Below are 26,238 nucleotides of genomic sequence, written 5' to 3'. Positions count from 1 at the left end.
CCGGGCGGCTCATCCCCGGGGGCCGGCCGGCGGCCCGGGCCGGGGCGGTGCGCCCGCGCCGACGAGCCGGGCGTGCAGGGAGCGCGCGGAGCTGTCGGTGAGCGCGGCGATCTGGTCGACGACGGCGCGCAGCCGTCCGGCGTCGTCGCGGGCCTCGGTGAACAGGGAGCGGAACTGCGGGTCGAGGCCGTCGGGGGCGCGGGCGATCAGGGCCTCGGCGAGCTCGGCGATCACGATGCGCTGCTCGGAGCGGAGCTTCTCCTGGTCCTCGCGCTGCATCACGTAGCGGTCGGCGACGGCCTTGAGCACCGCGCACTCCAGCCTCGTCCCGCGGGGGACGACGAGCTCGGCGTGGTAGCGCGTGAGCCGGGCGGGGCCGTGGGCCGCCCGGGTGGCCGCTTCGGCGGCGAGGCAGAAGCGGCCGATGAGCTGGCTGGTGGCGTCCTTGAGGCGGGCCTGGGTGACGGCGGAGCCGTCGTAGCCGTGCGGCCACCACTCCTGGGCGAGGAGGCGGTCCAGGGCCTCGGCGAGCTCCTCGGGCGCGGCGCCGGGGGCATAGCGGCCGGCGGCGACGGCGAAGACCTCGCGGCGCTCGGGCTCGGCGAGCAGGGCTCCCGGGTCGAGGTGGCCGGCGTGGAGGCCGTCCTCCACGTCGTGCACGGAGTAGGCGACGTCGTCGGCCCAGTCCATGACCTGGGCCTCGAAGCTCTGGCGGTGCCCGGGGGCGCCCTTGCGGAGCCAGGTGTGGACGGGGACGTCGTCGGCGTAGACGCCGAACTTGCCCGAGGCCGGGTCGGTGGGGTGGCCGCCGCGCGCCCACGGGTACTTCGTGGCGGCGTCCAGCGTGGCGCGGGTGAGGTTGAGGCCGACACTGACGAGCTCGCCGGTGGCGGGGTCGGGCACGAAGCGCTTGGGCTCGAGCCGGGTGAGCAGGCGCAGCGACTGGGCGTTGCCCTCGAATCCGCCGCAGGGTCCGGCCACTTCGTTGAGGGCCTGCTCGCCGTTGTGCCCGAAGGGCGGGTGGCCCAGGTCGTGGGCCAGGCAGGCGACCTCGACGAGGTCGGGGTCGCAGCCGAGGGCGGCGCCCAGCTCCCGGCCCACCTGGGCGCACTCCAGGGAGTGGGTGAGCCGGGTGCGGGGGCTGGCGTCCCAGGCCTGGGCGCTGACGCCCGGGGTGACGACCTGGGTCTTCCCGGCGAGGCGGCGCAGCGCCGCGGAGTGCAGGACGCGCGCCCGGTCGCGCTGGAAGGCCGTGCGGCCGGGGCGCTTGTCGGGCTCGGGCGCCCAGCGCTCCAGGTCGGACGGCTCGTATCCGGCGATGCCGGGCTTCTCTGACGCGGTCCCTGCTGTGCTGCCGTTCATACCCCCGACGGTAGCCCCAGGGTGTGACAGCAGCGATGCGCGTGCGGTCCGGGAACCTCCTGGAAGCCCGCCGCGTTGGTCTCGCGGACGGGGAGGTTTCATGGATTCGGCGGGTCCGGTGCGACAGGTGCGCCCGCGGTTGCGGTCGCCGTTGCGGTTGCCGGCCACCAGGAGCGGCAGGCGGCGTGCGCTGTGGGTCGTGATGGCGGCCTGTGTGCTGGCGCTGCTGCCCGCCACGTGGGTGTACGCGGAGGGCTCGCCGCGGGTGCGCGACATGGCGCATGTGCCGTCGGCGCCGGTCGCGATGGTCTTCGGGGCGGGGCTGTGGGAGGGCAAGCCGTCCCCGTATCTGGCGCACCGGCTGGACGCGGCGGCCGAGCTGTACCGCGCGGGCAAGGTCCGTGTGGTGCTCGTGACCGGCGACAACAGCCGTGAGGACTATGACGAACCGGACGCGATGCGGGCCTATCTGACGGAGCGCGGGGTGCCCGACGACCGCATCGTCAGCGACTTCGCCGGTTTCGACACCTGGGACTCGTGCACCCGCGCCCAGCGCATCTTCGGGGTGAAGCGGGCCGTGCTGATCACCCAGGGCTTCCACATACGCCGGGCCCTGGCGCTGTGCGAGGCGGCCGGGATCGACGCGTACGGCGTCGGGGTGACCGCCAAGCACGACGTGACCTGGTACGCGGGCGGGGCGCGCGAGGTCGTCGCGGCGGGCAAGGCGGCGCTGGACGCGCTCGTGCGGCCCAGGCCCTCGTTCCTCGGCCCGCACGAGCCGGGGGTGCAGCGGGCGCTGGCCGGCTGACGGGCCGGACAGGGCGTCGGTGACGGTCAGGTGGACGAGGTCGGGGCGGGAGTAGGAGTCCGCGATCGCCAGGGGCAGGTCGGTCCGCCGCGGCCGCGCTCGGAGCCGTGGTGTCGGTCATCTGTCGAGGCTGCCGGTCCGCTGTCGGCGGCTCGTCGGCGGGGTTTGACACCTTTCCGGAGACGGCCGACCGGCGCTCACCGGGCGGCCCCGATTCCGAAGGAGCCCCCATGCACAGCCCCGTCACGATCATCGGCGCAGGACTCGGCGGACTTGTCCTGGCCCGCGTCCTGCACCTCCACGGAATCCCGTCCACGGTCCACGAGGCGGAGTCCTCCCCCACGGCTCGCACGCAGGGCGGGATGCTCGACATCCACGACTACAACGGGCAGCTCGCCCTCCAGGCCGCCGGCCTGATGGACGAGTTCCACGCCATCATCCTGGAGGGCCGCCAGGCGATGCGGGTCCTCGACCCGAACGGGTCCGTCCTGCTCGACAAAGCCGACGACGGCACGGGCGGACGCCCCGAGGTGCAACGCGGCGAGCTGCGACAGATCCTGCTCGACTCACTCCCGGCCGGTACCGTCCAGTGGGGGCACAAGGTCAGCAGCACCCGTACCCTCGGCGAGGGGCGCCACGAGGTGACGTTCGCCGACGGCGGCACCCTCGTCACCAGCCTGCTGGTCGGCGCGGACGGCGCGTGGTCGCGGGTCCGGCCGCTGCTCTCCACCGCCACACCCGAGTACACCGGCAAGTCGGTCGTCGAGACCTACCTGTTCGACGCCGACAGCCGGCACCCGGCCGCCGCGAAAGCGGTCGGCGGCGGGTCGATGATCGCGTACACGCCGGGCAGGGAGATCTTCGCTCACCGGGAAAAGGGCGACACTCTGCACGCCTACGTGGGGCTGTCCGAGCCGCGGGACTGGTTCGCCGCCATCGATTTCACCGACGCCGCCGCGGCCACCGCGCGCGTCGCGCGCGAGCTCGACGGCTGGGCGCCGGAGCTCACCGCGCTGATCACCGACAGCGACACCGCACCGGTCCTGCGCCCCCTCTACGCTCTGCCGACAGGGCACCGGTGGGACCGGATACCGGGGGTGACCCTGCTCGGCGACGCCGCACACCTCTCGGCCCCCAACGGCGAAGGCGCCAACCTGGCCATGCTCGACGGCGCCGAACTCGGCAAGGCCCTCGTCGCACACCCCGATGACATCGAGGCCGCCCTCACGGAATACGAGCGGGCCCTGTTCCCCCGCAGCGCCGAGGACGCCACTTTCGAAGGTGTCGATTTCTCGGTGATCTTCTCCGGCGACAGCGCGGCCCACGGCTCGTGACGTACGTAACCGGCTAGGCCCGGTCGGCGGGGTCGTGGGTGATCAGGTCTCCCGGCTGGCACTGGAGGACATCGCAGATCCTCGACAGGGTCGAGAAGCGGATGGCCTTGGCCCGCCCGTTCTTGAGCACGGACAGGTTGACGACGGTGATGCCCACCTGCGCGGACAGCTCGGTGAGCGTCATGCCGCGCTCGGCGAGGAGCCGGTCGAGGTGGATCCGGATCGCGTGGAGTTCCTCCTCGGGCATCAGATGGTCCCTTCGAGGTCCTCTCGCATGCGCACGCCCTCGCGCATGATCTTCCCCATGATCACTGCGGCGAGGCCGGCGAGGACGAGCACCAGCGGCCCGGAGACCGTCGGCCCGGAACCCGCGACCGGCGCCATGCTCCCGACCAGCCAGGACTGCGACCAGCCGACGACGAGGCCGGCCAGCGGCGTGCCCAGGGTGATGAACCAGCCGAGGACGGAGAGCCGCTGCGCCACCGCGTCGGTGAACGGCCCCTGCATCTGGACGGCCTTGAGCAGCCGCGAGAAGAGCAGCAGCGCGAGGGAGCCGAACAGCAGCCAGGGCAGTTCGCCCCCGAGGTCGGCGGCGCGCTGCCCCGCGGAGGGACTGTCCTGGCACAGGCGCGTGGCACTGCTGGACGCCTTCACGCCCTTGCCGATCGGGAGGTCGTCCGCCAGGGAGGCGTTGCGCCAGAAGTCCGTCTGCACGCAGACCGCCCCGTCGTCGAGCATGTGCGTGACGCCCGTGCCGATGAAGGCGAGCCCGCAGAGCACCGCCAGCGCGAAGGTCACCGAGGCCAGGGTCCTCGTGAGTCGCGAGTTCATCGCTGCCTCCCTTATCGATTTTCGATAAGCCTCAGCCTAGAGGGGCATATCGTTATTCGACAAGTCGACGGCAGGGGCCCCTGGCTGGGACCGTGAAGAAGGAGCTCAGGCCCGTTTCGGCTCGCGGCCGTTGATGGCGTCGAGATAGAGCGCGAAGATCTCGTCGCCGTTGAGGGGGCTATAGGAGATCTTGTCGCTCTCCTCGCCGTCGGGCCCGCCGCCGTTGAGGCCGCCGAGGACGCCGATGAGGTCGCCCGTCTTCGTCTTCTCGTCGAAGTGGATCAGCCAGGGGCTGCCCGAGGTGCCGGAGAAGAAGCCGTCGCAGCGCATCGTCAGCTGTCTGTGGCCCTCCAGTCGGCTGGTCAGGGCCGTGCAGCGGATGGCCTGGTCGGCGGGGTCGCTGTCGGCGCTCGGGTAGCCGATGACGGTCACCCGGTTGGTGTCGCCGGGGGTGCGGACCAGGCGGTTGGCGCCGGTGACGCGCTCGATCTGGCGGCCGCGGCCGTCAGGTCTGACCGTGGCGAAGGCGAAGTCCAGGTCGGAGCCGTCGCCGTAGTCCTCGCGCCGGGGGTCGACGAAGGTGCGGTCGACGGCCCAGACGCCGTAGGGCTGCTTGCGCTCGCCCTGGCGGTAGTCCGGGACGAAGGCCGCGTCGTCGCCGAAGCCGCAGTGGCCGGCGCTGATGATGAGGTTGCCCTTGGGGCTGTGCACCACGCTGGCGGTGCAGTGGTGGTCGCGCATGTCCTCGCCGACGTAGAAGAGCACGCCGACCGTCGGCACGCCCTCGAAGTGGCGGGCGCTGCCGGTGATGCGCGGGTCCCCGCCCGCGGCGTCGGCGTCCGCGTCGCCGGTGGAGGCGGCCATCCGCGAGGGCCCCCAGAAGCGCCGGGCCTCCGCGCTCGACCACGAGCCGTCCCGGCCGTGCCCGCCGGCGCCCCTGGGCACGGCGGCCGCGAGCGTGACCACATACAGCCCCGCGAGCACGGCCCGGACCCATCGGGCCCGGCTCCACCGGGAGAAATGCACGGGCGCCCCCAGCCGTCGGGAAGGTACGCAAAGGCAGGGTCAGGCTAACCGCCCCGTGCCCGATCGCCGTGCACCGGACCGCTTTCCGCACTGCCGGTCGTACGAATGACCGATAAAACAAGAAATAACGACACCAAAGCCGTCCCTTGTGGCGCGGCCTGCCTCATCCGCCCCACTGGTCATAGGCCAGCTTGCACACCAGCGACACGACCACCACGACCAGCACGCCCCGTACGAAGCCGCTCCCCCGCTTGAGCGCCATGCGCGCGCCCACGGCCCCGCCGGTGAGGTTGAACAGGGCCATCGGGGCGGCGATCTGCCACAGGACGGCGCCCTGGACCGAGAAGGTCACCAACGCGCCCACATTGGTGCAGACATTGACGATCTTCGCGGTGCCGGAGGCCGTGACCAGGTCCATGTGGAGGATCCCGGCGAGCGCGAGCACCAGGAACGTGCCGGTCCCGGGGCCGATGAGCCCGTCGTAGAAGCCGATGCCCAGACCCGCCACGGCGATCGCCGCGAGGACGCGCCGCCGGGTCGCCGGGGCGGCGGGGGCGGTGCTCACGCCGAAGGTGGGGCGCAGGAGGACGAAGGCGAGGACGGCCAGCAGGACGACCATGATCAAAGGGCGCAGGACGGCGCTGTTGATGCCCGAGGCGAAGAACGCCCCGGCCAGCGAGCCGCCGAGCGCGGCGAGGCCGATGCGCACGGCGGTGCGCAGGTCCATCGGCGCCTTGCGGGTGTAGGCGACGGCCGCGGCGGTCGTGCCGCAGATGGCGACGGCCTTGTTGGTGCCGAGGATGTGCGCGGGCGCCATGTGCGGCAAGCCCACGAGCAGGGCGGGAAGTTGGAGCAGGCCGCCGCCGCCCACCACGGCGTCGATCCATCCGGCCGCGCCCGCGGCCAGGCAGAGAACGATCAGCGTTGTCAGGGATATGTCGGGGCTCACCGGCGGATCGTACGGGCACCGCGTCGGCGCCCGTGGCCGCACCCCCGGGTAAGGGCCCTTTACGGCAAGGCCCTTGCCGGCGCCGGGGTCACTCCCGGGGCGCGCTGTCCCACTTCCAGGAGGCCCGGCGCGGATGCGCGGGCAGTTCCGTGCGGCCGGTGGCCCACAGCAGGGTGGGCCACGGCTCGGCGTCGGTGGGGGCGTCGGGGAACAGCCGGGCCAGGACCCGTTCGCACAGTTCGGCGGGCGGTTCCCAGGCGACGCCCAGCCCTTGGGCGACGTCATGGGCGTGCACCAGGGTCTCGATGACGCCCATGGCGGCGAAGCCCGCGGGGTCCGCGACCCCGTAGCTGTGGAACGCCCGGGTGTGCGGCGGCTTCGTACGGACCATCGCCGCCAGGAGCCCGGCGTTCGCCTCGAGCACCTGGAACAGCCCCGGCAGCCCCGCCCCGCGCTCGGCGTGGATCGTCTCCTGCGGGCCGCCCGGGCGCAGGCGCGACAGGACGAAGGGGACCCAGCCGTCCAAGGGCGGTGTGGGCGGCGCCAGTTGGGCGGCGTAGTTGAACATGTCGTCGGCGAGGTGCTCGACGGTCTCCCAGCAGTCCCACTCCAGCGTGCCCGCGCGGTTGCCCCAACTTCCCTCCGGGGCACCGCGCAGGGCGGTGAGCATCAGCTGGACGGCCTCCTCGACGTCGTCGGCGGTCACGGGCTGGGGCGCGGCGTGCATGGGCGACATGGCGTGACCGTACCAACGCCACCGACACGCGGCAGGTGGTTTTCCCGCGGTCGGGCGGAGAAGCCGGGCGCCTGTGCGAGCCTTCCGGCCTAGGCTGGGCCACACCACGCTACTCACTCGTAACCGCCGGGTACGGATCTCAGAGGAGCACATCGGACATGAACGGCTGGACCGCGAGCGACATCCCCGACCAGAGCGGCCGCACCGCCGTGGTGACCGGCGCCAACAGCGGCATCGGCTACGTGACCGCCAGGGAGCTCGCCCGCAAGGGGGCGCGTGTGGTGCTGGCCTGCCGGGACGCGACGCGCGGCAAGGCGGCCGAGGAGCTCCTGCGGGCCCAGGCGCCGGGTGCGGACGTGCGGTTGGCGCGGCTGGACCTGGCGGATCTCGATTCCGTGCGGGCGTTCGCCGCGGACCTCCCGGAGGACCGGCTGGACCTGCTGGTCAACAACGCCGGGGTGATGGCGCTGCCGCAGCGCAGAACGGTGGACGGCTTCGAGACGCAGTTCGGGACCAACCACCTCGGCCACTTCGCGCTGACGGGCCTGCTGCTGCCGCGGCTGCGGGCGGCCGGGCCCGGGGCGCGGGTGGTCACGCTCTCCAGCGGGCTGCATTTCCTGGGCAACGTCGACCCGCGTGATCTGAACATGGACCACCGCTACCGCCGCTGGATCGCCTACGGCCGCTCCAAGAGCGCCAATCTGCTCTTCGTGCACGAGCTGGCGCGGCGGCTGACGGCCGAGGGCTCGACGGTGGTGGCGGTCGCCGCGCACCCGGGGTACGCGGCGACCAATCTGCAGACGGCCGGGGTGCGGATGGAGGGACGGGCCTGGGCGGAGCGTGTGGTGGAGTTCTTCAACCGCACCGTGGCGCAGAGCGCGGAGGACGGCGCGCTGCCGTCGTTGTACGCCGCGACGGCTCCGGGGGTGGAGCAGGACGACTTCTTCGGGCCGCGCGTGCAGTTGTGGCGCGGGGCGCCGGCGCGGTCGGTGCGGGCGGGCTGGACGCGGGACGACCGGGCGAGTGCGGGGCTGTGGGCGGCGTCGGAGCGGCTGACGGGGGTCCGGTACGCGTGGCGGGGCGCCGCCTAGGGTTTTTGTGGGGGCGCGGTGGTCAGGCCCGCGTCCTTCAGCAGGCGGTGGGCGCCCTCGTCGTCGATGCGGGCGGCCAGGGCCTGGAGCGGCTGGGCGCCCTCGCGCAGCAGGCCCCGGGCGCGGGCGCGGCGGGCGCCGGCGTCGAGGTGGTGCCACAGCAGGGGGTTGGCGGCCAGAACGGCGGGGTCCAGCTCCACGCGGTTGCCGGCGACGTCGCGCAGTACCAGGCGCGGGGCGATGCCGTCGGCACGCCGCACCTGGGTGAGCAGGTCGGTGCGTACGCGGTGCTCGCGCAGCAGGCCGCGTGCGGCCAGCCAGTTCTCGCCGGCGGTGATCCGCGGGGGCCGCAGCACCGCGACGAGCGCCCCGCCGATGGCCGCCCAGCAGCAGCCGCGTGGCCAGTCGAGGCTGCCGCGGGCGAGGTCGGCGAGGAGGAGCACGGCCCCGAGGGCGAGCCCGCACCACCAGGCGGCGCGGGCCTCGCGCCGCCAGTGCCGGTCCCAGGCCCGCGCCCCGTCCGCGGGCGGGCGGGCCTTCGGTCCCCGGCCGTACGCCTCACGCGTCCGCGTACGCGCCCGTAATGTCTGTCGGCGTCCCATGATGCTGACGCTAGAGGCGCGCGGCGGGCGGTACGCGGGATGTTGACGCCCTGCTGACGCGGTCTTGGCCAATCCTTGCGGCTCGCTGACGCCTTCTCTCACGGGGCGTCAAGAAGGCGTATGGATGGCGCCAAAATCCGCCAAGAGGGCGCCAATGCCGGTCGTCGCCGCAGGGGCGCGGGCGCACGCTGGGCCTCCGACACAACGGAGGTACGACAAAATGTCCATGCTGGCCCATTCGGAGCACACTGTCGGTGCCGGTGAGGAGCCGCCCGATACCGGCGCCGGGCGGCCCGTGGCGGAGGACCGGCACCGGCTGACGGCCACCCAGGGCCTGGCGGCCCTGTCGCTCGACGCGATGGCGTCGGTGGCCTACGGGCCCGAGGCGATCGTCCTGGTGCTGGCGGCGGCCGGGGCGCACGGTCTGGGCTTCACTCTGCCGGTCACGCTGGCGATCGCCGCGCTGCTGGCCGTGCTCGTCGCCTCCTACCGTCAGGTCATCGCGGCGTTCCCGGACGGCGGCGGCTCCTACGCTGTCGCCAAGCGCCACCTGGGCCGGCGCACGAGCCTGTTCACCGCCGCGTCCCTGGTGCTGGACTACGTGCTGAACGTGGCCGTGTCGGTGACCGCCGGCGTCGCCGCGCTGACGTCCGCCTTCCCCTCCCTCCACGACGACCGGCTGTGGATCTGTCTGGGCGTGCTGGCGCTGGTCACGGGCGTGAACCTGCGCGGCATCGTGGACTCGGCGAAGGCGTTCATCGTGCCGACCGCCGTCTTCGTCGGCTCGATCCTGACCCTGATCGTCGTGGGCCTCTTCCGTGCCGCGCCCGTGAGCACCGAGGCCGCCGCCGGGCACGCCTCCGCGCTCGGCGACGACGCCACCACCGTCGGCGCCCTCCTGCTGCTGAAGGCGTTCGCCGCCGGCTGCTCGGCGCTCACCGGTGTCGAGGCCGTCGCCAACGCGGTGCCGACGTTCCGTGCCCCGGCCGCCCGTCGCGCGCAGCGCACGGAGGTCGCGCTGGGCGCGCTGCTGGGCGTCATGCTGATCGGCCTGTCGGTCCTCATCGGCCGCTTCCATCTGCAGCCGGTCGAGGGCGTCACCGTCCTGGCCCAGCTCGCGGACGCCTCCCTGGGCCACAACTGGGCCTTCTACGTAGTGCAGTTCGCGACGGTGATCCTCCTGGCGCTGGCGGCCAACACCTCTTTCGGCGGGCTGCCGGTCCTCATGGGCCTGCTCGCCCGCGACAACTACCTGCCGCACGTCTTCGGCCTCAAGGCCGACCGTCAGGTCCACCGCCACGGTGTGCTGGCGCTGGCGGCCGTCTCGGCGCTGCTGCTGGTCTTCTCCGGCGGCGACGTCAACACGCTGGTGCCGCTGTTCGCGATCGGGGTGTTCGTCGGCTTCACCATCTGCCAGACCGGCATGGTCCGCCACTGGCGGCAGGAACGTTCCGCCGGATGGCGGGGCAAGGCGCTGCTCAACGGCTTCGGGGCCGTGCTCACGGGCGTCAGCGCCGTCGTCGTCACGGCGACGAAGTTCACCGAGGGCGCCTGGCTGATCGTGGTCGCGCTGCCCCTTCTGGTGCTGGCCTTCGAGGCCGTCCACCGGGCGTACGGGCGGATCGGCGACCGGCTGGAGCTGGGCCGGGTGCCCGAGCCGCCGCGCCGCTGCCACTCCGTGGTGGTCGTGCCCGTCTCCTCGCTGTCCCGGCTGACGAGCAAGGCGCTGACCGCCGCCGTCTCGCTCGGCGACGAGGTGGTGGCCGTCACCGTCACCCACCCCGACGCGGAGGGGCGGCGGGCGGCGGAGTCGCTGCGCCGCGACTGGGAGCTGTGGCGCCCCGGCGTCGACCTCGTCGAGCTGCCCGCCGCCTCGCGCTCCCTGGGCGGCCCGATCGTCGCGTACGTCCGCGAACTGGCCGGGGAGCACCCCGACAACCGGGTCACCGTCCTCATCCCCGAGGTGGAGCCCGCGCACATCTGGCAGCGGTTGCTGCAGAACCAGCGTGGCGCGGTCGTCGCCCACGCGGTGCGCCGGGACACCGACGCGGTCATCTGCAGGCTCCGGTTCCGGATCGATACGCGGCAGGCGGCCTGAGACGAGGCAGGCCGGGGCGGGCACCGGGACGGCCGACACGCGGCGGTAAGCGCTCTGTCGTAATTCCCCTTCATCGTTGATCGTTGATCCGTACGGTCCCGACGCGGAGGGGAAGAGCCGACATGCCGATCAGCCGCAGACAGCTCATGACCGGCGGCGCCGGTCTCGCCCTGGCGGGCGGCCTCACCACCGCGTGCGGCTCGAACACCGGTCGCGGGGGCGGGGGTTCGGACCGACCCCGCCTGTCGCAGTGGTACCACCAGTACGGGGAGGCCGGCACCCGGCAGGCGGTGGGGCGGTACGCCGCCGCGTACCCGCACGCGGACGTCCGGGTGGAGTGGCGGCCGGGCAACTACGACCAGCAGACGGCGGCCGCCCTGCTGACCTCCTCCGGCCCGGACGTCCTCGAGGTCAACGGCCCGACGCTGGACCAGATCCAGGGCGGGCAGATCGTCGATCTGACCGACCTGGTCAAGGATGTCAAGAGCGACTTCAGCCAGGCCGTCCTCGCCCCCAAGACCCACGACGGCCGCGTCTGGGGCATCCCCCAGGTCGTCGACACCCAGCTCCTCTACTACCGCAAGAGCCTGCTGGAGGCCGCCGGCGTGCGGCCGCCCCGCACCCTGGACGAGCTCGTCGACGCCGCGCGGGGGCTCTCGAACTCCAAGGTCAAGGGCCTCTTCCTGGGCAACGACGGGGGCGCGGGCGCCCTCGCCGGCACCCCCCTGCGGGCCGCCGGACTCTCGCTCGTCACCCCCGAGGGAACCGTCGGCTTCGACGACCCGGCCGCCGCCCGCACCCTGGGCAAGCTCCACCGGCTGTACGCCGACAAGTCGCTGCTGCTGGGCGCGCCCACCGACTGGGCCGATCCCTCCGCGTTCGTCCAGGGCCTCACCGCCATGCAGTGGTCGGGGCTGTGGGCGCTGCCGCAGATCAAGAAGGCGCTCGGCGACGACTTCGGGGTGCTCCCGTTCCCGCCGGACGGCCCGGCCGGCCGGCCCGCCGTCCCGGTCGGCGCCTGGACGGCCGCAGTCAGCGCCCGCAGTGAACACCGGGAGGCGGCCAAGGCGTTCGTGAAGTGGCTGTGGATCGAACGCACCGACCACCAGGAGGACTTCGCGCTGTCCTACGGCTTCCACATCCCCGCCCGGACCTCGCTCGCCGCGAAGGCGGACCGGCTCAAGAAGGGCCCGGCGGCCGAGGTCGTACGGTTCACCACGGAGCACGGCTTCGCGGCGCAGCCCCTTTTGTGGACGCCGCCCAGCCAAACCACCTATCAGGATGCCCTCAACCGGATCATCAAGGGCGGGGCCGACCCCGGCAGCGAGCTGAAGGCCGCCGTCCGCAAGGCGGAGGCGGAGCTGCGCCGGGTGCGGAAGGGATCATGAGCACGGCGCGCGGCGACCGGCCACGGCAGCGGAACCGTACCTTCTGGTTCTGGACTTTCGTGGGCCCGTTCGTAGCGGGGCTCGCTCTCTTCACGTACGTACCGCTCGCCTGGAGCGTGTACCTCAGTTTCTTCGACGCCCACAACACCGTCTCCCCCACCGACTTCGTGGGGCTGGGCAACTACACGGCGATGCTGGGCGATCCGGCCTTCCGTTCGTCGCTGGTGACCTTCGCCGTCTTCACCGCCTTCATCGTGCCGGCCACCTACGCGCTGTCCCTCGGCCTGGCCCTGGCGGTGAACAGGCTGCGCTTCGCGCAGGCGTTCTTCCGGTCGGTCTTCTTCCTGCCGGCCGCCTGTTCGTACGTCGTCGCCGCGATGGTCTGGAAGCTGTCGGTCTTCAACGGCGTGCGCTTCGGACTGGCCAATACCGTGCTGGGCTGGTTCGGCGCGGAGCCGGTGGCCTGGCTGGCGGCCACGGACCCGCCCTGGTACTGGCTCGTCATCGTCACGGTGCGGTTGTGGCTGCAGGCGGGCTTCTACATGGTGCTGTTCCTGGCCGGGCTGCAGCGCGTTCCGGTGCGGCTGTACGAGGCGGCGGCGCTCGACGGCGCCCGGCCCGGCTGGCAGACGTTCCGGCACATCACCTTCCCCGCCCTGCGCACCACCTCGGTCACCGTGGTGCTGCTGCTGGTCGTGGCCGCCTTCCAGGCGTTCGACGAGTTCTACAACCTGCTCTCCGACGCCCGCGGCTACCCGCCCTACGCCCGGCCGCCGCTGGTCTACCTGTACTACACCGCGCTCGGGCAGGGCCAGGACCTGGGGCTGGGCAGCGCGGGCGCGGTGATCCTGGCGCTGATCATCGCGGTGGTGACCGTCGTACAGGCCCGCTGGTCCGGGCTCGGCCGCAAGGAGGAGCACTAGCCGTGGAGAACGCTCTCGTCCGCGCCGGGCGCGCGCTGCGGCTGGTGCTGCTCATCGCGCTGGCCGCGCTGTTCCTGGTCCCCTTCTATCTGATCGTCCGCAACGGCCTGGCCTCCGAGGCGGAGATCACCGCCCCCACCTGGACGTTCTTCCCGAGCGATCCGCGGTGGTCGAACGTGCGCGAGCTGTTCGCCGACCCGGACGTCCCCATGGCGCACGCGCTGCTGAACTCCTCCCTCATCGCGTTCGCCACGACCGCCGGCACGCTGCTGCTCGCCTCCCTCGCCGGGTACGGACTGGCCCGCATCCCCTACCGGCACGCGAACGCCGTCTTCTACGCGGTCGTGAGCACCTTGATGGTCCCGGCGGCCGTCACGTTCGTGCCGTCGTTCGTGCTGGTCTCCTCGCTCGGCTGGGTCTCGACCCTGCGCGGGCTGATCGTGCCGACGCTCTTCAGCGCCTTCGCGTGCTTCGTCTTCCGCCAGTACTTCCTGGGCTTCCCGCGTGAGCTGGAGGACGCGGCGCAGATCGACGGGCTCGGCTACTGGCGCACGTACTGGCGCGTGGTCGTGCCCAACTCCCGGCCGGTCTTCGCGGCCGTCGGCACGATCGTCTTCATCGGCGCCTGGAACTCCTTCCTGTGGCCGCTGGTCATCGGCCAGGGCCGCAGCTCGTGGACGGTCCAGGTGGCGCTGTCGACCTTCACCACCGCGCAGACCGTCAACCTGCACGAACTGTTCATGGCGGCCGCCGTCTCGATCCTGCCGCTGCTGGTGGTCTTCCTGCTGCTGCAGCGCTACATCGTGGCCGGTGTCGAGCGCTCGGGGATCGACGACTGAGCGGACCGGGGGGCGGTCATCCCCCGGGGAACTGCAGCATCGTGGCGGGCGTCGAGCGCTCGGGCATCGACGACTGGACCCGGGCGCGGCCCTGCGGGCCGCGGTGGCCGCCACGCAGCAGGGCTGCGCCCAGGGGCGTGAGGGTGTGCATGACGGCGCTGCCGTTGCGCAGCGTCAGCACCAGGCCGGCCTCGCGCAGGACGCCGGCGTGCTGGCTGGCCGACGCCGCCGACACCCCGACCCTGCGGGCGAGTTCACTGGTCGTGCAGCCGCCCCCTATGGAGCCCAGGACCGCCGAGCGGGTGTGCCCGACGAGCTTGCCCAGCGAGCGCGGGGCGGCCGGGACCGCGGGCGCGGACTCCGACATGGCCCGGGCCGGGTAGACCAGGACGGGCGTGAGCTCGGCGTTCTGCAGGGTCACCGGGGTGCGCCGGCAGAAGAACGACGGCAGGAGCAGCAGACCGCGTCCGCCCAGGTACAGGTCGCGGTCGACGGGGTAGTCGACCTCCAGCACCGGCGCCTGCCAGCGCATCGTGGGCGGCAGCGAGGACAGCAGGGCGTCCGCGCCGCCGTCCAGCAGGGCCCGGCCGCGGATGGCGCGGTCGGCCTCGATCTGCGCCTGGATGTGGGCCCAGTAGGGGGCGATGGCCGCCTGATGGTAGGAATGCAGGGCGCTGATCAGCTTGCCGAACGCACGGGCGTCGCCCTCGGCCAGCGATCGTATCCAAGCGGGCAGGGTGCGCACGGTGGACAGCCTGCCCAGCTCCTCGTGCACCCGGTCGGCGGGCGTGGCCCGCAGCGCCTGTATGCCGGACTCGAGTCCGAGTAACCCTTCGGGCGGCGTCAGGAAGTCCGGGAAATAACCACGGGGCGGAACCAGCGGCGCCAGTAGCCGCGTTTCACCATTCAACCGAGGACGGGTTTCCGAGCGCCAATCCCCGAAGATCGACTCCCCTTGTTTGTCCCGGAGCCGGTGCAGGCTCAATACGGTTTCCCACAGCACGTCCGGGTCTCCGGCCAGGCGCAACCGGGCCAGATCGAGTCCAGTGAAATGGACACGCAGCACCAAACCCCCACATGAGACATCCGCAACCACCCCCCGCCCACTGAGTATGCACACCGATACGCGGTGTTACCACGCCCTTTTGGCCACAGTTGAAAGGACTCGCGGCGAACATCGCAGAAGCGAAATGCTATTCACGCACTCAGGGCCGCACCCGCTCGTTCCCGTGGGGGGTGGCGAGCGAAAAAGCGGCCGCTGAGTATGTGAGTTGCCGCCCGAGCCGATGCGGGCGGCAACAACTCCCGGTGGGGGAGTAAAGAGGGGCGGCGCTCCCGCACGGGCGCCGCCCCTTCACCGTTCCACCGGCCCGCCCGGACCCCACGGCGGCCCGCCCGCCCGGCACGGCGGACGATCTTCACGTGTACGTCGCGTTACGGGGCGGTTAAACCGCCTCCGCGGCCCCCGGCGACCTCTCCCCCGGCCCCTGCGTGGTCCGGACCAGCGGCGTTGCCCCGGGATGGCCGGAAGGGGCGGCCCCCCGCGCGGGGGCCGCCCCTCCTACCGGAGCCGCCAGGGTCTGAGGGTCGAGGTCATCCCATCAGCGGCTCCGGCGCTCTGCCGGGCGGTGCTCAGCGGCTGTCGCTGGCGCCCGCCGTACCGTTCAGCGCCGCCGCGCGGCCCGCCTCCAGGCGGGCAACGGGGACGCGGAACGGGGAACAGGAGACGTAGTCCAGGCCCACCTCGTGGAAGAAGTGCACCGACTCCGGGTCGCCGCCGTGCTCGCCGCAGACGCCGAGCTTGAGGTCGGGCCGGGTGGCCCGGCCGGCCTTGGCGGCCGCGCGGACCAGCGAGCCGACGCCGTCGCGGTCGATGGTCTCGAACGGGCTGACCCCGAAGATGCCCTTCTCCAGGTAGGCGGTGAAGAAGCTCGCCTCGACGTCGTCGCGGGAGAAGCCCCACACGGTCTGGGTGAGGTCGTTGGTGCCGAAGGAGAAGAACTCGGCGGCCTCGGCGATCTGATCGGCCGTCAGCGCGGCCCGGGGCAGCTCGATCATCGTGCCGAGCGGCAGCTTGAGGCCGGTGCCGGTGGCGGCCTCGACGTCGGCGATGACGCGCTCGGCCTCCTCACGGACGATCTCCAGCTCCTGGACGGTGCCCACCAGCGGAATCATGATCTCCGCGCGCGGGTCGCCCTTGGCGTTGATCCGCTCGGCGGCGGCCTCGGCGATGGCCCGTACCTGCATGGCGAACAGGCCGGGGATGACCAGGCCCAGGCGCACGCCGCGCAGGCCCAGCATCGGGTTCTGCTCGTGCAGCTTGTGCACCGCCTGCAGCAGGCGCAGGTCGTTCTCGTTGGCGTCCTCGCGGGCCTCGGCGAGCGCGACGCGCACCGACAGCTCGGTGATGTCGGGCAGGAACTCGTGCAGCGGCGGGTCGAGCAGGCGGACCGTGACCGGCAGCCCGTCCATGGCCTCGAACAGCTCGACGAAGTCGGCCTTCTGCAGCGGCAGCAGGGCGCCCAGCGCCTCGTCCCGCTCGGTGTCGGTGTCCGCCAGGATGAGGCGCTCGACCAGCTCGCGCCGCTCGCCGAGGAACATGTGCTCGGTGCGGCACAGGCCGATGCCCTGGGCGCCGAAACGGCGGGCGCGCGCGGCGTCCTCGGCGTTGTCGGCGTTGGCGCGTACTCGCAGCCTGCGCATGCGGTCCGCGTAGGCCATCATCCGGTGCACGGCCTGGACCAGCTCGTCGGCGTCGTCGGCGCCCGCGTGCATGCGGCCCTCGAAGTACTCGACGACCGGGGACGGCACGACCGGGACCTCGCCCAGGTAGACCTTGCCGGAGGAGCCGTCGATGGAGACGACGTCGCCCTCCTGGATCACGATGCCGCCCGGGGCGGTCATCCTGCGCTGCTTGGTGTCGACCTCCAGCTCCTCGGCGCCGCAGACACAGGTCTTGCCCATGCCGCGCGCCACGACGGCCGCGTGCGAGGTCTTGCCGCCGCGCGAGGTCAGGATGCCCTCGGAGGCGATCATGCCGTCGAGGTCGTCGGGGTTGGTCTCGCGGCGGATGAGGATGACCTTCTCACCCGAGCGCGACCACTTCACGGCGGTGTACGAGTCGAAGACGGCCCGGCCGACCGCAGCGCCCGGCGAGGCGGCGATGCCCCGGCCCAGCAGCTCGGTCTTCGCCTTCTCGTCGAAGCGCGGGAACATCAGCTGCGCCAGCTGGGCACCCGTCACCCGCTGCAGCGCCTCGGCCTCGTCGATCAGGCCCTGGTCCACCAGCTGCGTCGCGATGCGGAAGGCCGCGCCGGCCGTGCGCTTGCCCACGCGGGTCTGCAGCATCCACAGCTTGCCGCGCTCGATGGTGAACTCGATGTCGCACAGGTCCTTGTAGTGCGTCTCCAGCGTCTCCATGATCTGCATCAGCTGGTCGTACGAGGCCTTGTCGAGCTGCTCCAGCTCGGCGAGCGGCATGGTGTTGCGGATGCCGGCGACGACGTCCTCGCCCTGGGCGTTCTGCAGGTAGTCGCCGTAGACGCCCTGGTGGCCGCTGGCGGGGTCGCGGGTGAAGGCGACGCCGGTGCCGGAGTCGGGGCCGAGGTTGCCGAAGACCATGGAGCAGATGTTGACGGCCGTGCCGAGGTCGCCGGGGATGCGCTCCTGACGGCGGTAGAGCTTGGCGCGGTCGCCGTTCCAGGAGTCGAAGACCGCCCTTATGGCGAGGTCCATCTGCTCGCGCGGGGCCTGCGGGAAGTCCCGGCCGGTCGCCTTGGAGACGATGGCCTTGAACTCCTCCACCAGCCGCTTGAGGTCGGCGGCGTCGAGGTCGACGTCCGTGCTGACGCCCTTGGCCCGCTTGGCCTCCTCCAGCGCCTCCTCGAAGAGGTCGCCGTCCACCCCGAGCACGGTCTTGCCGAACATCTGGATGAGGCGGCGGTAGGAGTCCCACGCGAAGCGCTCGTCGCCGGCCTGGGCGGCGAGGCCGGTCACGGACTCGTCGGAGAGGCCGATGTTCAGGACGGTGTCCATCATGCCGGGCATGGAGAACTTGGCACCGGAGCGCACCGAGACCAGCAGCGGGTCGTCGGCCTGGCCGAGCTTCTTGCCCATCCGCTCTTCGAGGGCCTCGAGGTGGGCGGTGACCTCGTCGCGCATCGACGACGGCTCCTGGCCGCCCTCGAGGTAGACCTTGCACGCCTCGGTGGTGATGGTGAAGCCCGGAGGGACGGGCAGACCGAGGTTGGTCATCTCGGCGAGGTTGGCACCCTTCCCGCCGAGCAGGTCCTTGAGGTCCTTGTTGCCCTCGGTGAAGTCGTAGACGAACTTCTGGCGATCTTCATGTACCGGCACGGGAATCGACTCCTCACTGGGGCCTCCCGGGACGCAGTTGGGGGAGGGCTGCCCTGACGGCGGGGAGCGTACCCAGATCGAAGGCATCTGAGGAGGACCACTCGGCCATCTTGGGGGCGCAACCACCCATCCGCCAGCAGATCGAAAGTCATGCGCTCATCTGAGGGTCCCACCCGCTTCCTTCACATCATGAAGGCAATGTGACCGAAAATGATCGCCGCCTCACGGAGCGCTCAAAAATCACACCCTCTGCCGCCAAGGGTTGAAGCCAAAAGGGGTGGCACCCAGTGCCACCCCTTCCAGAGATGCACCCCCGATATCAGCGCTCATCTGAGCGGAGCCCCTATCAGAGGTGGCGAGAATCACGCGTCATCGCCGGGCGTTCACCCGCCCGAAGTGTCCAGTTCGGCCTCCGCGCCCACGACCGCGCAGTCGTACGGGTCCTCCAGCCAGCCCTCCGGAAGCACCACCCGATTGCGGCCGGAGGTCCGCCCGCGCGGCCCGTCCGCACCCAGGGGCCAGGGCTGATCCAGGTCCAGCTCGCTCAAAAGAGCGTCCAGTTCGTCCAGAGAAGAGGCGATTGCCAGCTTCTTGCGGAGCTCGGAGCCGATCGAGAAGCCCTTGGTGTACCAGGCGACGTGCTTACGGAAGTCGATCACGCCCCGCTCCTCGTTCTCCAGCCACTCGCCGAGCAGCTGCGCGTGGCGCAGCATGACCCGGGCGACCTCGCGCAGGGCGGGCTGGGCCGGCTGGGCGTGCGTGCCGTCCGGGCCCTCCTCGAAGGCGCCGACGAGGTCGCCGAAGAGCCAGGGCCGACCCAGGCAGCCGCGGCCGACGACGACGCCGTCGCAGCCGGTCTCGCGCATCATCCGCACGGCGTCGTCGGCGGACCAGATGTCGCCGTTGCCGAGTACGGGGATCTCGGGGACGGCCTCCTTGAGGCGGGCGATGGCGTCCCAGTCGGCGGTGCCGCCGTAGTGCTGGGCGGCGGTGCGGCCGTGCAGGGCGATGGCGGTGACGCCCTCCTCGACGGCGATCCGCCCGGCGTCGAGGTAGGTGATGTGGTCGTCGTCGATGCCCTTGCGCATCTTCATGGTCACCGGGAGGGAGCCGGCGTTGCCGACGGCCTCGCGGAGGATCGAACGCAGCAGGTTCCGCTTGTACGGCAGCGCCGAGCCGCCGCCCTTGCGGGTGACCTTGGGGACCGGGCAGCCGAAGTTGAGGTCGATGTGGTCGGCCAGGTCCTCGTCCACGATCATGCGGACGGCCTTGCCGACGGTGACCGGGTCGACGCCGTAGAGCTGGATCGAGCGCGGCTTCTCGGTGCCGTCGAAGTGGATCAGCCGCATGGTCTTGGCGTCCCGCTCGACGAGCGCCCGCGTGGTGATCATCTCGCTGACGAAGAGCCCCTTGCCGCCGGAGAACTCGCGGCACAGCGTGCGGAAGGGCGCGTTGGTGATCCCCGCCATGGGGGCCAGGACCACCGGCGGCTGCACCGAGTGCGGACCGATCTGGAGCGTCATGGAGCGGGCTTCCTCGAAGTCGTACGGGGACGGGCGGACCGTCCATTGTCCCTCATTCGGGCGAGCGGATTCCCGGGTCCGAGGTCCTGACAAACCGCGTCAGCCGGCCTGCGCCGGCGCCGCGCCGGTGCGCTCCAGCGCTTCCTCCGCCCGTACGAGCGCCAGCAGCCGCTCCAGCCGGTGCTGGGTCTCCTGGTCGGCGGGGGTGAAGGTCACCAGCCGGGCGCCGGGGGTGGGGCCGGTCCACAGGCTGGTGTAGTCCAGGCGCAGCATGCCCACGCGCGGCTGCAGCAGGCTGCGGGTGCGGTAGGCGGTGAGCTCGGCCACCTCGTGCCGGGCCCACAGGTGCCGGAACTCCTCCGAGGCGTCCTGCAACCGCTTGAGCAGGCACTTCCAGGCCGGCTCGGCGAGGTGCTCGGCCATCGAGGCGCGGAACTTGGCGACCATGGCGCGCGTGGCCTCCTCCCGGTCGACGGTGCCGGCGCGCCAGTGGTCGTCGGCGAAGTAGAGCCACAGGCAGTTGCGGTTCTCCGGCGGTATGGCGTCGAGGTCGCAGAGCAGGTGCCCGTAGGTGCGGTTGTAGGCGAGGATGTCGTACCGCGCGTTCTGGACGCACGCCGGGAAGGGCTCCAGCCGTTCCAGCATCGCCTGCAGCGCGGGCGTGATGCCCGGGCAGTCGGCCTGGGACAGCGGGTCGGTGGAGCCCGCCAGGGCGAAGAGGTGGACGCGCTCGCCGCGGTCGAGCATCAGGGCGCGGGCGATGGAGTCCAGCACCTGCGCGGATACCTGGATGTCCCTGGCCTGCTCCAGCCACGTGTACCAGGTGACCCCCACGGCGGCGAGCTGGGCGACCTCCTCGCGGCGCAGCCCCGGGGTGCGGCGGCGGGGGCCGCGCGGGAGCCCGGCCTGTTCGGGGGAGATGCGCTCGCGGCGGGAGCGCAGGAAGGCGGCGAGTTCACTGCGGCGTACGTCGTCGGCCGTATCGGCTGCTACGGCAGGGCGCTCAAGCGTCATCGTCGTCATGGCTCCAGGGTGCGGGACCTCCCAGCCAGTTGCCAGGTACTCCTTGTACCAGGATAAGGACACTCTGGTACCCGGCTCCGCGCACCGCCATCGTCGTATCCGTGAGTGAACCGCGCATAGCCAGTCCTGCCCCTGTCCCGACGACTCCGGATACCGCCTCCCCGCCGCCTCACGCGTCCGCCCCCTCGCCGGGGCTGACGCGGCTGGGGCTGGCGACCGTACTGCTGGGGGCGGCGCTGCCGTTCCTGGACTTCTTCATCGTCAACGTCGCGCTGCCGACGATCGGCCGCGACCTGGATGCCGGTCCGGCGCTGCTGGAGATGGTCGTCGGCGGCTACGGCGTCGCCTACGCGGTGCTGCTGGTGCTCGGCGGGCGGCTGGGCGACATGGTGGGCCGGCGCCGGCTGTTCCTGTGGGGTACGGCCGCCTTCGGGGTGACGTCCGTGGCCTGCGGGCTGGCGCCGGACGCGTGGACGCTGGTGGTGGCGCGGGTGGCGCAGGGCGCGGCGTCGGCGCTGATGCTGCCGCAGGTGCTGGCGACGATCCAGGCCACGACCAGCGGCACCCGGCGCACCAAGGCGCTGAGCCTGTACAGCGGCACGGCCGGGGTGGTGAGCGCGGTCGGGCAGGTGCTCGGCGGGGTGCTGGTCTCCGTCGACCTGCTGGGCACCGGCTGGCGGTCGATCTTCCTGATCAACGCGCCGGTCGCGGTGGTGGCGCTGGTGCTCGCGGTGCGCTCGGTGCCGGAGACGCGCTCGGAGAACCCGACGCGGGTCGACTGGTGGGGCACGGTCCTGCTGTCGCTGTCCCTGGTGTCGCTGCTGGTGCCGCTGACCGAGGGCCGCTCCACGGGCTGGCCGCTGTGGTCGTGGGTGCTGCTGGCGGTGTTCCCGTGCGCGGCGTTGGCGTTCGTGCTGGTGGAGCTGCGTGAGGAGCGGGCGGGGCGGACGCCGCTGGTGCCGCCGTCGCTGCTGCGGGTGGACGCGGTGCGCAGCGGCCTGACGCTGATCGTGCCGTTCTCCATCGGCTGGGGCGGCTTCATGTTCGTCCTGGCGGTCGCCCTGCAGGAGGGGCTGCGGCTGGGGCCGATGGCGGCGGGGCTGGCTCTGGTGCCGATGTGCGTGACCTTCCTCGCCAGTTCGCTGGCCGGTCCCCGGCTGGCGGTGCGCTACGGGCGGCGGCTGGCGACGGCCGGGGCACTGATCCAGGGGGCGGGGCTGGCCGTGGTCGCGGCGACCTTCTGGTTCGGCTGGAACGACGGGCTGGGCGCGCTGGGGCTGGCACCCGGGCTCGCGATCCAGGGGCTGGGCCAGGGAATCCTGATGCCGCTGACGATCCGGCTCGTGCTGAGCGAGGTCCCGGTGGACCGGGCCGGGGTCGGCAGCGGGGTGCTGGTGACCACACAGCAGGGGTGCATGGCGCTGGGCGTGGCCACGCTGGGCTCGCTGTTCCTGTCGCTGGTGCCGGGATCGGGGATGCGGGACGCGCTGGCGATCACGTTGGGGGTGCAGCTGCTGGCGGTGGTGGTGACCGTGCTGCTGACGTTCCGGCTGCCGCGCGGGGTGCGCTGAGGGCCCGGCCGGACACACATGGAATGACAGATATTGAAATCTGTCATTCCATGTGCGACAGTTTTGGGTACCCACACACCCCCCTGCTCCCCCCAAGGAGTCCCCGTGCTGCACCGCACCCTCGGCACCACCGGCCCCCAGGTCTCCGCCCTCGGCCTCGGCTGCATGGGCATGTCCGCCCTCTACGGCGAGGCCGACCGCGCCGAGTCGATCGCGACCATCCATGCCGCCCTGGACGCCGGCGTCACGCTGCTGGACACCGGCGACTTCTACGCCATGGGCCACAACGAGATGCTCATCGGCGAAGCCCTGCGCTCGGCCCCCGCCCGGGCCCGCGAGCAGGCGCTCACCAGCGTCAAGTTCGGCGCCCTGCGGGACCCGGACGGCGGCTGGTCCGGCTACGACGGCCGCCCCGCGGCCGTGAAGAACTTCGCCGCGTACTCGCTGCAGCGGCTGGGCGTCGACCACATCGACGTCTACCGGATCGCCCGCGTCGACCCGGACGTCCCGATCGAGGAGACGGTCGGCGCCATCGCCGAGCTGGTCGAGGCCGGCCACGTCCGGCACATCGGCCTCTCCGAGGCCGGCGCGGACACCATCCGCCGGGCCGCCTCGGTCGCCCCCATCGCTGACCTCCAGATCGAGTACTCCCTGATCTCGCGCGGCATCGAGGAGCGGATCCTGCCCGTCTGCCGTGAGCTGGGCATCGGCGTCACCGCGTATGGCGTGCTCTCGCGCGGCCTGATCAGCGGCCACTTCACCCGCGACCGGCAGCTCGCCGCGAACGACTTCCGCGGCATGAGCCCGCGCTTCCAGGGCGAGAACCTCCAGCGCAACCTCGACCTCGTCGACGCGCTGCGCAAGGTCGCCGAGGAGCGGGGCGCCAGCGTCGCCCAGACCGCGATCGCATGGGTCCTCTCGCGCGGCGAGGACATCGTCCCCCTGGTCGGCGCCCGCCGCCGCGACCGCCTCACCGAGGCACTGGGCGCCCTGGACGTACGCCTCGACGCCGACGACCTGTCCGCCATCGAAAAGGCCGTCCCCCCGAACGCCGCGGCAGGCGCCCGCTACCCGGCAGACCAGATGGCCCACCTGGACAGCGAGCACTGAGGGCCAGGTTGTGGGCAATCGTTCCGCAGGGCGGAACGGGTGGGCACAACCGGACACCGGCCAGCACCCGGGTACGGTCGGTCATACAAGCTGCCGTAGCCGTACCCGCCCCCCGAAGGGACCCCGCACCCCGATGCCCCCCGAACCGCTGACCCAGGACCGCATCCTCGAAGCCACCGAGGACGTGCTGCGCCGCTTCGGCCCGGCGAAGGCCACCGTGGTCGACGTCGCACGCGCGCTCGGCGTCAGCCACGGCAGCGTCTACCGCCACTTCGGCAGCAAGGCCGCGCTGCGGGAGGCCGTCACCCAGCGCTGGCTGGACCAGTCGCACGCCGAACTGTCCGCCCTGGCCGACGCGCGGGGCCCGGCGGCGTCCCGGCTGCGCGACTGGCTCGCCGCGCTCTTCGCCGCCAAGCGCCGCAAGGCGGGCGACGACCCGGAACTGTTCGCGACGTACATGGTCCTGGTCGGCGAGAACAGCGGCACGGTCGAGCGGCACATCGAGACGATGATCGGCCAGCTGGCCCGCATCGTGGCGGCCGGCGTCGACCGGGGCGAGTTCGCCGCGACCGACCCGGCGACGGCGGCCAGGGCGATCTGGGACGCCAGCAACCGCTTCCACGATCCCGCGTACGCGGCGGAGTGGTCGCAGCCGGGCATCGACGCGGCGTTCGACGCGGTGTGCGACCTGGTGCTGCGGGGGCTGCGCGCGTAGGCGCGGGCGACCGCCGCGGACCTCTCAGCCCACGCCAAGGAAGCGCAGGACCGCCAGCACCCGGCGGTGGTCGGCGTCCGCCTTCGGCAGGTCCAGCTTCGCCAGGATGCTGTTGATGTGTTTGGCGACGGCGCTCTCGCTGACGACCAGTCGCTCGGCGATCCCGGCGTTGGAGCGTCCCTCCGCCATCGAGGCCAGCACGTCGCGTTCACGCGGCGTCAGCCGGTCCAGCGGGTCGCTGTGCCGGCGCATCAGCAACTGCGAGACGACCTGCGGGTCCAGGGCGGTGCCGCCCGCCGCGACCCGGCGCAGGGCCTCGATGAACTCCTCGACGTCGGCGACGCGTTGCTTGAGCAGATAGCCGAAGCCGGCCGTGTCGCCGGTCAGCAGGTCGGTGGCGTACCGCTCTTCCACGTACTGCGACAGCAGCAGCACCGCCACCTCCGGGCGGCTCTTGCGCAGGGTGAGCGCGGCCCGTACGCCCTCGTCGGTGAAGGACGGCGGCATCCGGACATCGAGCACAGCGAGATCCGGCCGGTGCTGCTCCACAGCCGCCAGCACGGACTCCGCGTCGCCGGTCTCCGCGACCACCTCGAATCCGGCCGTCTCCAGGACCCTCACCAGGCCCACGCGGAGCAGGACGGAATCCTCGGCGATCACAGCGCGCACGGCAGCTCCACGGTCACTACGGTCGGGCCCCCCACGGGGCTGCTGATCGAGAACGTGCCGTCGACCGACGCGACGCGCTTGGCGAGCCCGGCCAGCCCGGTGCCGCCCGAGGGGTCGGCTCCGCCCACGCCGTCGTCGGAGACGACGAGGAGAAGTATCCCCCCGAAGCGTTCGACGGTGACGTCCGCCCTCGACGCCTGGGCGTGCTTGACCACGTTGGCGAGTGCCTCGGAGACGACGAAGTAGGCGACCGCCTCGATCGTGGGCGAGGGCCGCGACGGCAGATCCACCGTCAGCCGCACCGGCAGCGGGGCCCGTTCGGCGATGCCCGACAGCGCGGCGTCGAGGCCGCGGTCCTCGAGCACCGCCGGGTGCAGGCCGCGTACGAGGTCCTGGAGCTCGGCGATGGCCTCCTTGGCCTCGCGGTGCGCCTCGTCGATGACCTTGCGCGCGTCCTCGGGCAGATCGCCGAGCGTGACCTTCGCCAGGCCCAGGTTGACCGCCAGCGAGACCAGCCGCTGCTGGGCGCCGTCGTGCAGGTCCCGTTCGATGCGCCGCCGTTCGGCGTCGGCCGCGTCCACGACGCCCGCGCGGCTCTCGGTGACCTCCTCCACCCGGCGCTCGAGCTGTTCGGCGCGGCTGGGCCCCAGGCGCCTCGTCGCGGCCCGGACGTCGAGCCGGGTCAGCGCGCCGGCCAGCCACGCGGAGCCGTACAGCCCGGCGAACCCGGCGGCGGTCGCGTACGCGGCCTGCCCCAGCCGCGTCCCGGTCGGCAGCGCCCACACCCATACGTAGACGGTCGCCGCCACCGCGGAGGCCACCCCCAGCGTCAGCACACAGGCGGCCCCCAGGGCGACCACCGGCCCCGTCACCAGGTGATACCCCACCTGCCGCCACGACCAGGCCCGCCCCGCCGCCGGTATCTCCACCCCCACCCGCGCCCGCAACCGCGCCCGCTGCACCCGACTCAGCACGGGGCAGGCGGCCCCGAGGACCCCACCCATCCCGACCACGGCCAGCAGACAACTCAACGCCTTCGTCGGCCCCCCGTTCAGCCACGGCAGCGCGAGGACGAGGAGGGCGCCGAGCTGGACGAGCACGCCGGTGGCGAGGAAGGCGACGGAACGGCCGACGCCGTCGAAGGGGCGCCGGAAGGGGGTGGGAAGGTGCATGCCCACACGGTAAGCGCGCTGGTCAGGGGCGCGGGATGGCACTGGAGCCCGACTTCGGGGTGCAAGCAGCACCACCGGTTGTCAGTGGGGGTCGCTACGGTGTGTGGCGACA

23 protein-coding genes are annotated in these 26,238 nt (G+C 72.3%); 10 read left to right on the top strand and 13 right to left on the bottom strand.

Annotated features, from left to right (window positions below; translation table 11 throughout):
• Nucleotides 1–9: 9 nt before the first annotated feature.
• Complete coding sequence (locus tag ABZ956_RS17855; protein ID WP_361893867.1) at nucleotides 10–1,362, bottom strand: deoxyguanosinetriphosphate triphosphohydrolase; 1,353 nt, start codon at nucleotides 1,360–1,362, stop codon at nucleotides 10–12.
• A 100-nt stretch (nucleotides 1,363–1,462) separates the two neighbouring features.
• Between ABZ956_RS17855 and ABZ956_RS17850 the strand changes: the two genes are divergently transcribed.
• Together ABZ956_RS17850 and ABZ956_RS17845 are read left to right on the top strand one after the other, a co-directional pair.
• Nucleotides 1,463–2,170: an ElyC/SanA/YdcF family protein gene (locus ABZ956_RS17850; RefSeq protein WP_361893864.1), complete on the top strand. Its 708-nt coding sequence runs from the start codon at nucleotides 1,463–1,465 to the stop codon at nucleotides 2,168–2,170.
• 230 nt (nucleotides 2,171–2,400) lie between these two features.
• Nucleotides 2,401–3,504: an NAD(P)/FAD-dependent oxidoreductase gene (locus ABZ956_RS17845; protein ID WP_361893862.1), complete on the top strand. Its 1,104-nt coding sequence runs from the start codon at nucleotides 2,401–2,403 to the stop codon at nucleotides 3,502–3,504.
• A gap of 13 nt (nucleotides 3,505–3,517) precedes the next feature.
• Here ABZ956_RS17845 and ABZ956_RS17840 read toward each other — a convergent pair whose 3' ends face one another.
• From ABZ956_RS17840 to ABZ956_RS17820, 5 genes are all read right to left on the bottom strand, one after another.
• The gene (locus ABZ956_RS17840; RefSeq protein WP_361893859.1) at nucleotides 3,518–3,751 is read right to left on the bottom strand and encodes a helix-turn-helix transcriptional regulator; all 234 of its coding nucleotides are present in this window, start codon (nucleotides 3,749–3,751) and stop codon (nucleotides 3,518–3,520) included.
• Nucleotides 3,751–4,335 carry a DUF2975 domain-containing protein gene (locus ABZ956_RS17835; RefSeq protein WP_361893856.1) on the bottom strand — a complete coding sequence of 195 codons (585 nt, stop codon included), beginning with the start codon at nucleotides 4,333–4,335 and terminating at the stop codon, nucleotides 3,751–3,753. Before ABZ956_RS17835 ends, ABZ956_RS17840 begins: the two co-directional genes overlap by 1 nt.
• Nucleotides 4,336–4,440: 105 nt before the next feature.
• Complete coding sequence (locus tag ABZ956_RS17830; protein ID WP_361893854.1) at nucleotides 4,441–5,319, bottom strand: hypothetical protein; 879 nt, start codon at nucleotides 5,317–5,319, stop codon at nucleotides 4,441–4,443.
• Nucleotides 5,320–5,524: 205 nt separating this feature from the next.
• Entirely contained in the window at nucleotides 5,525–6,310 is a 786-nt protein-coding gene (locus tag ABZ956_RS17825) for a TSUP family transporter (RefSeq protein ID WP_361893851.1), read from the bottom strand.
• Nucleotides 6,311–6,398: 88 nt separating this feature from the next.
• Nucleotides 6,399–7,046, bottom strand: coding sequence for a hypothetical protein (locus tag ABZ956_RS17820; protein WP_361893848.1), 648 nt, complete (start codon nucleotides 7,044–7,046; stop codon nucleotides 6,399–6,401).
• Nucleotides 7,047–7,204: 158 nt separating this feature from the next.
• Between ABZ956_RS17820 and ABZ956_RS17815 the strand changes: the two genes are divergently transcribed.
• A complete protein-coding gene (locus ABZ956_RS17815; protein WP_361893845.1) occupies nucleotides 7,205–8,137 on the top strand; it encodes an oxidoreductase in 933 nt (310 codons plus the stop codon).
• Here ABZ956_RS17815 and ABZ956_RS17810 read toward each other — a convergent pair.
• Nucleotides 8,134–8,739 carry a hypothetical protein gene (locus tag ABZ956_RS17810; protein ID WP_361893842.1) on the bottom strand — a complete coding sequence of 202 codons (606 nt, stop codon included), beginning with the start codon at nucleotides 8,737–8,739 and terminating at the stop codon, nucleotides 8,134–8,136. The genes ABZ956_RS17815 and ABZ956_RS17810 overlap by 4 nt on opposite strands.
• Nucleotides 8,740–8,959: 220 nt before the next feature.
• On the opposite strand from ABZ956_RS17810, the gene ABZ956_RS17805 reads away from it, so the two are divergent.
• The 4 genes from ABZ956_RS17805 (at nucleotide 8,960) to ABZ956_RS17790 (ending at nucleotide 13,987) form a co-directional block, all read left to right on the top strand.
• A complete protein-coding gene (locus ABZ956_RS17805) occupies nucleotides 8,960–10,837 on the top strand; it encodes an APC family permease (RefSeq protein ID WP_361893839.1) in 1,878 nt (625 codons plus the stop codon).
• A 122-nt stretch (nucleotides 10,838–10,959) separates the two neighbouring features.
• Nucleotides 10,960–12,225 carry a sugar ABC transporter substrate-binding protein gene (locus tag ABZ956_RS17800; protein WP_361893836.1) on the top strand — a complete coding sequence of 422 codons (1,266 nt, stop codon included), beginning with the start codon at nucleotides 10,960–10,962 and terminating at the stop codon, nucleotides 12,223–12,225.
• Entirely contained in the window at nucleotides 12,222–13,148 is a 927-nt protein-coding gene (locus tag ABZ956_RS17795) for a sugar ABC transporter permease (protein ID WP_361893833.1), read from the top strand. Before ABZ956_RS17800 ends, ABZ956_RS17795 begins: the two co-directional genes overlap by 4 nt.
• Before the next feature lie 2 nt (nucleotides 13,149–13,150).
• Nucleotides 13,151–13,987, top strand: coding sequence for a carbohydrate ABC transporter permease (locus ABZ956_RS17790; protein WP_361893830.1), 837 nt, complete (start codon nucleotides 13,151–13,153; stop codon nucleotides 13,985–13,987).
• A 16-nt stretch (nucleotides 13,988–14,003) separates the two neighbouring features.
• Here the strand turns inward: ABZ956_RS17790 and ABZ956_RS17785 are convergent, their stop codons facing one another.
• From ABZ956_RS17785 to ABZ956_RS17770, 4 genes are all read right to left on the bottom strand, one after another.
• The gene (locus ABZ956_RS17785; protein WP_361893827.1) at nucleotides 14,004–15,053 is read right to left on the bottom strand and encodes a helix-turn-helix domain-containing protein; all 1,050 of its coding nucleotides are present in this window, start codon (nucleotides 15,051–15,053) and stop codon (nucleotides 14,004–14,006) included.
• A 566-nt stretch (nucleotides 15,054–15,619) separates the two neighbouring features.
• A complete protein-coding gene (gene ppdK, locus ABZ956_RS17780) occupies nucleotides 15,620–18,343 on the bottom strand; it encodes a pyruvate, phosphate dikinase (RefSeq protein ID WP_361893823.1) in 2,724 nt (907 codons plus the stop codon).
• 383 nt (nucleotides 18,344–18,726) lie between these two features.
• Complete coding sequence (gene dusB, locus ABZ956_RS17775) at nucleotides 18,727–19,866, bottom strand: tRNA dihydrouridine synthase DusB (protein WP_361893820.1); 1,140 nt, start codon at nucleotides 19,864–19,866, stop codon at nucleotides 18,727–18,729.
• Nucleotides 19,867–19,965: 99 nt separating this feature from the next.
• Nucleotides 19,966–20,889: a helix-turn-helix transcriptional regulator gene (locus ABZ956_RS17770; RefSeq protein ID WP_361893817.1), complete on the bottom strand. Its 924-nt coding sequence runs from the start codon at nucleotides 20,887–20,889 to the stop codon at nucleotides 19,966–19,968.
• Nucleotides 20,890–20,990: 101 nt separating this feature from the next.
• On the opposite strand from ABZ956_RS17770, the gene ABZ956_RS17765 reads away from it, so the two are divergent.
• From ABZ956_RS17765 to ABZ956_RS17755, 3 genes are all read left to right on the top strand, one after another.
• On the top strand, nucleotides 20,991–22,460 hold the full coding sequence (locus ABZ956_RS17765; RefSeq protein WP_361893814.1) for an MFS transporter: 1,470 nt from the start codon (nucleotides 20,991–20,993) through the stop codon (nucleotides 22,458–22,460).
• Nucleotides 22,461–22,565: 105 nt separating this feature from the next.
• Nucleotides 22,566–23,570 (top strand): aldo/keto reductase, encoded by a 1,005-nt coding sequence (locus tag ABZ956_RS17760; RefSeq protein WP_361893811.1) that lies wholly within the window; start codon nucleotides 22,566–22,568, stop codon nucleotides 23,568–23,570.
• A gap of 133 nt (nucleotides 23,571–23,703) precedes the next feature.
• Nucleotides 23,704–24,285, top strand: a complete 582-nt coding sequence (locus tag ABZ956_RS17755; RefSeq protein WP_361893808.1) for a TetR family transcriptional regulator — start codon at nucleotides 23,704–23,706, stop codon at nucleotides 24,283–24,285.
• 24 nt (nucleotides 24,286–24,309) lie between these two features.
• On the opposite strand, the gene ABZ956_RS17750 is transcribed toward ABZ956_RS17755, so the two are convergent.
• The gene (locus tag ABZ956_RS17750; RefSeq protein WP_361893805.1) at nucleotides 24,310–24,954 is read right to left on the bottom strand and encodes a response regulator transcription factor; all 645 of its coding nucleotides are present in this window, start codon (nucleotides 24,952–24,954) and stop codon (nucleotides 24,310–24,312) included.
• The gene (locus ABZ956_RS17745; protein ID WP_361893802.1) at nucleotides 24,942–26,126 is read right to left on the bottom strand and encodes a sensor histidine kinase; all 1,185 of its coding nucleotides are present in this window, start codon (nucleotides 26,124–26,126) and stop codon (nucleotides 24,942–24,944) included. The genes ABZ956_RS17750 and ABZ956_RS17745 overlap by 13 nt, the downstream gene beginning before the upstream one ends.
• Between the last annotated feature and the right edge of the window lie 112 nt (nucleotides 26,127–26,238).

This window comes from Streptomyces sp. NPDC046261 (genome assembly GCF_040646235.1).
Taxonomy (GTDB): Bacteria; Actinomycetota; Actinomycetes; order Streptomycetales; family Streptomycetaceae; genus Streptomyces.
The sequence above is the reverse complement of the archived record's forward strand: the minus strand, read 5'-3'. Positions and strand labels throughout refer to the sequence as shown.

What these genes read in the sequence shown, in the direction of transcription:
- ABZ956_RS17805 (WP_361893839.1), top strand. Translation starts at nt 8,960, where the DNA reads ATGTCCATGCTGGCCCATTCGGAGCACACTGTCGGTGCCGGTGAGGAG.
- ABZ956_RS17770 (WP_361893817.1), bottom strand. Translation starts at nt 20,889, where the DNA reads ATGACGACGATGACGCTTGAGCGCCCTGCCGTAGCAGCCGATACGGCC.
- ABZ956_RS17800 (WP_361893836.1), top strand. Translation starts at nt 10,960, where the DNA reads ATGCCGATCAGCCGCAGACAGCTCATGACCGGCGGCGCCGGTCTCGCC.
- ABZ956_RS17795 (WP_361893833.1), top strand. Translation starts at nt 12,222, where the DNA reads ATGAGCACGGCGCGCGGCGACCGGCCACGGCAGCGGAACCGTACCTTC.
- ABZ956_RS17815 (WP_361893845.1), top strand. Translation starts at nt 7,205, where the DNA reads ATGAACGGCTGGACCGCGAGCGACATCCCCGACCAGAGCGGCCGCACC.
- ABZ956_RS17840 (WP_361893859.1), bottom strand. Translation starts at nt 3,751, where the DNA reads ATGCCCGAGGAGGAACTCCACGCGATCCGGATCCACCTCGACCGGCTC.
- ABZ956_RS17855 (WP_361893867.1), bottom strand. Translation starts at nt 1,362, where the DNA reads ATGAACGGCAGCACAGCAGGGACCGCGTCAGAGAAGCCCGGCATCGCC.
- ABZ956_RS17845 (WP_361893862.1), top strand. Translation starts at nt 2,401, where the DNA reads ATGCACAGCCCCGTCACGATCATCGGCGCAGGACTCGGCGGACTTGTC.
- ABZ956_RS17850 (WP_361893864.1), top strand. Translation starts at nt 1,463, where the DNA reads ATGGATTCGGCGGGTCCGGTGCGACAGGTGCGCCCGCGGTTGCGGTCG.
- ABZ956_RS17835 (WP_361893856.1), bottom strand. Translation starts at nt 4,335, where the DNA reads ATGAACTCGCGACTCACGAGGACCCTGGCCTCGGTGACCTTCGCGCTG.
- ABZ956_RS17810 (WP_361893842.1), bottom strand. Translation starts at nt 8,739, where the DNA reads ATGGGACGCCGACAGACATTACGGGCGCGTACGCGGACGCGTGAGGCG.
- ABZ956_RS17745 (WP_361893802.1), bottom strand. Translation starts at nt 26,126, where the DNA reads ATGCACCTTCCCACCCCCTTCCGGCGCCCCTTCGACGGCGTCGGCCGT.
- ABZ956_RS17755 (WP_361893808.1), top strand. Translation starts at nt 23,704, where the DNA reads ATGCCCCCCGAACCGCTGACCCAGGACCGCATCCTCGAAGCCACCGAG.
- ABZ956_RS17820 (WP_361893848.1), bottom strand. Translation starts at nt 7,046, where the DNA reads ATGTCGCCCATGCACGCCGCGCCCCAGCCCGTGACCGCCGACGACGTC.
- dusB (WP_361893820.1), bottom strand. Translation starts at nt 19,866, where the DNA reads ATGACGCTCCAGATCGGTCCGCACTCGGTGCAGCCGCCGGTGGTCCTG.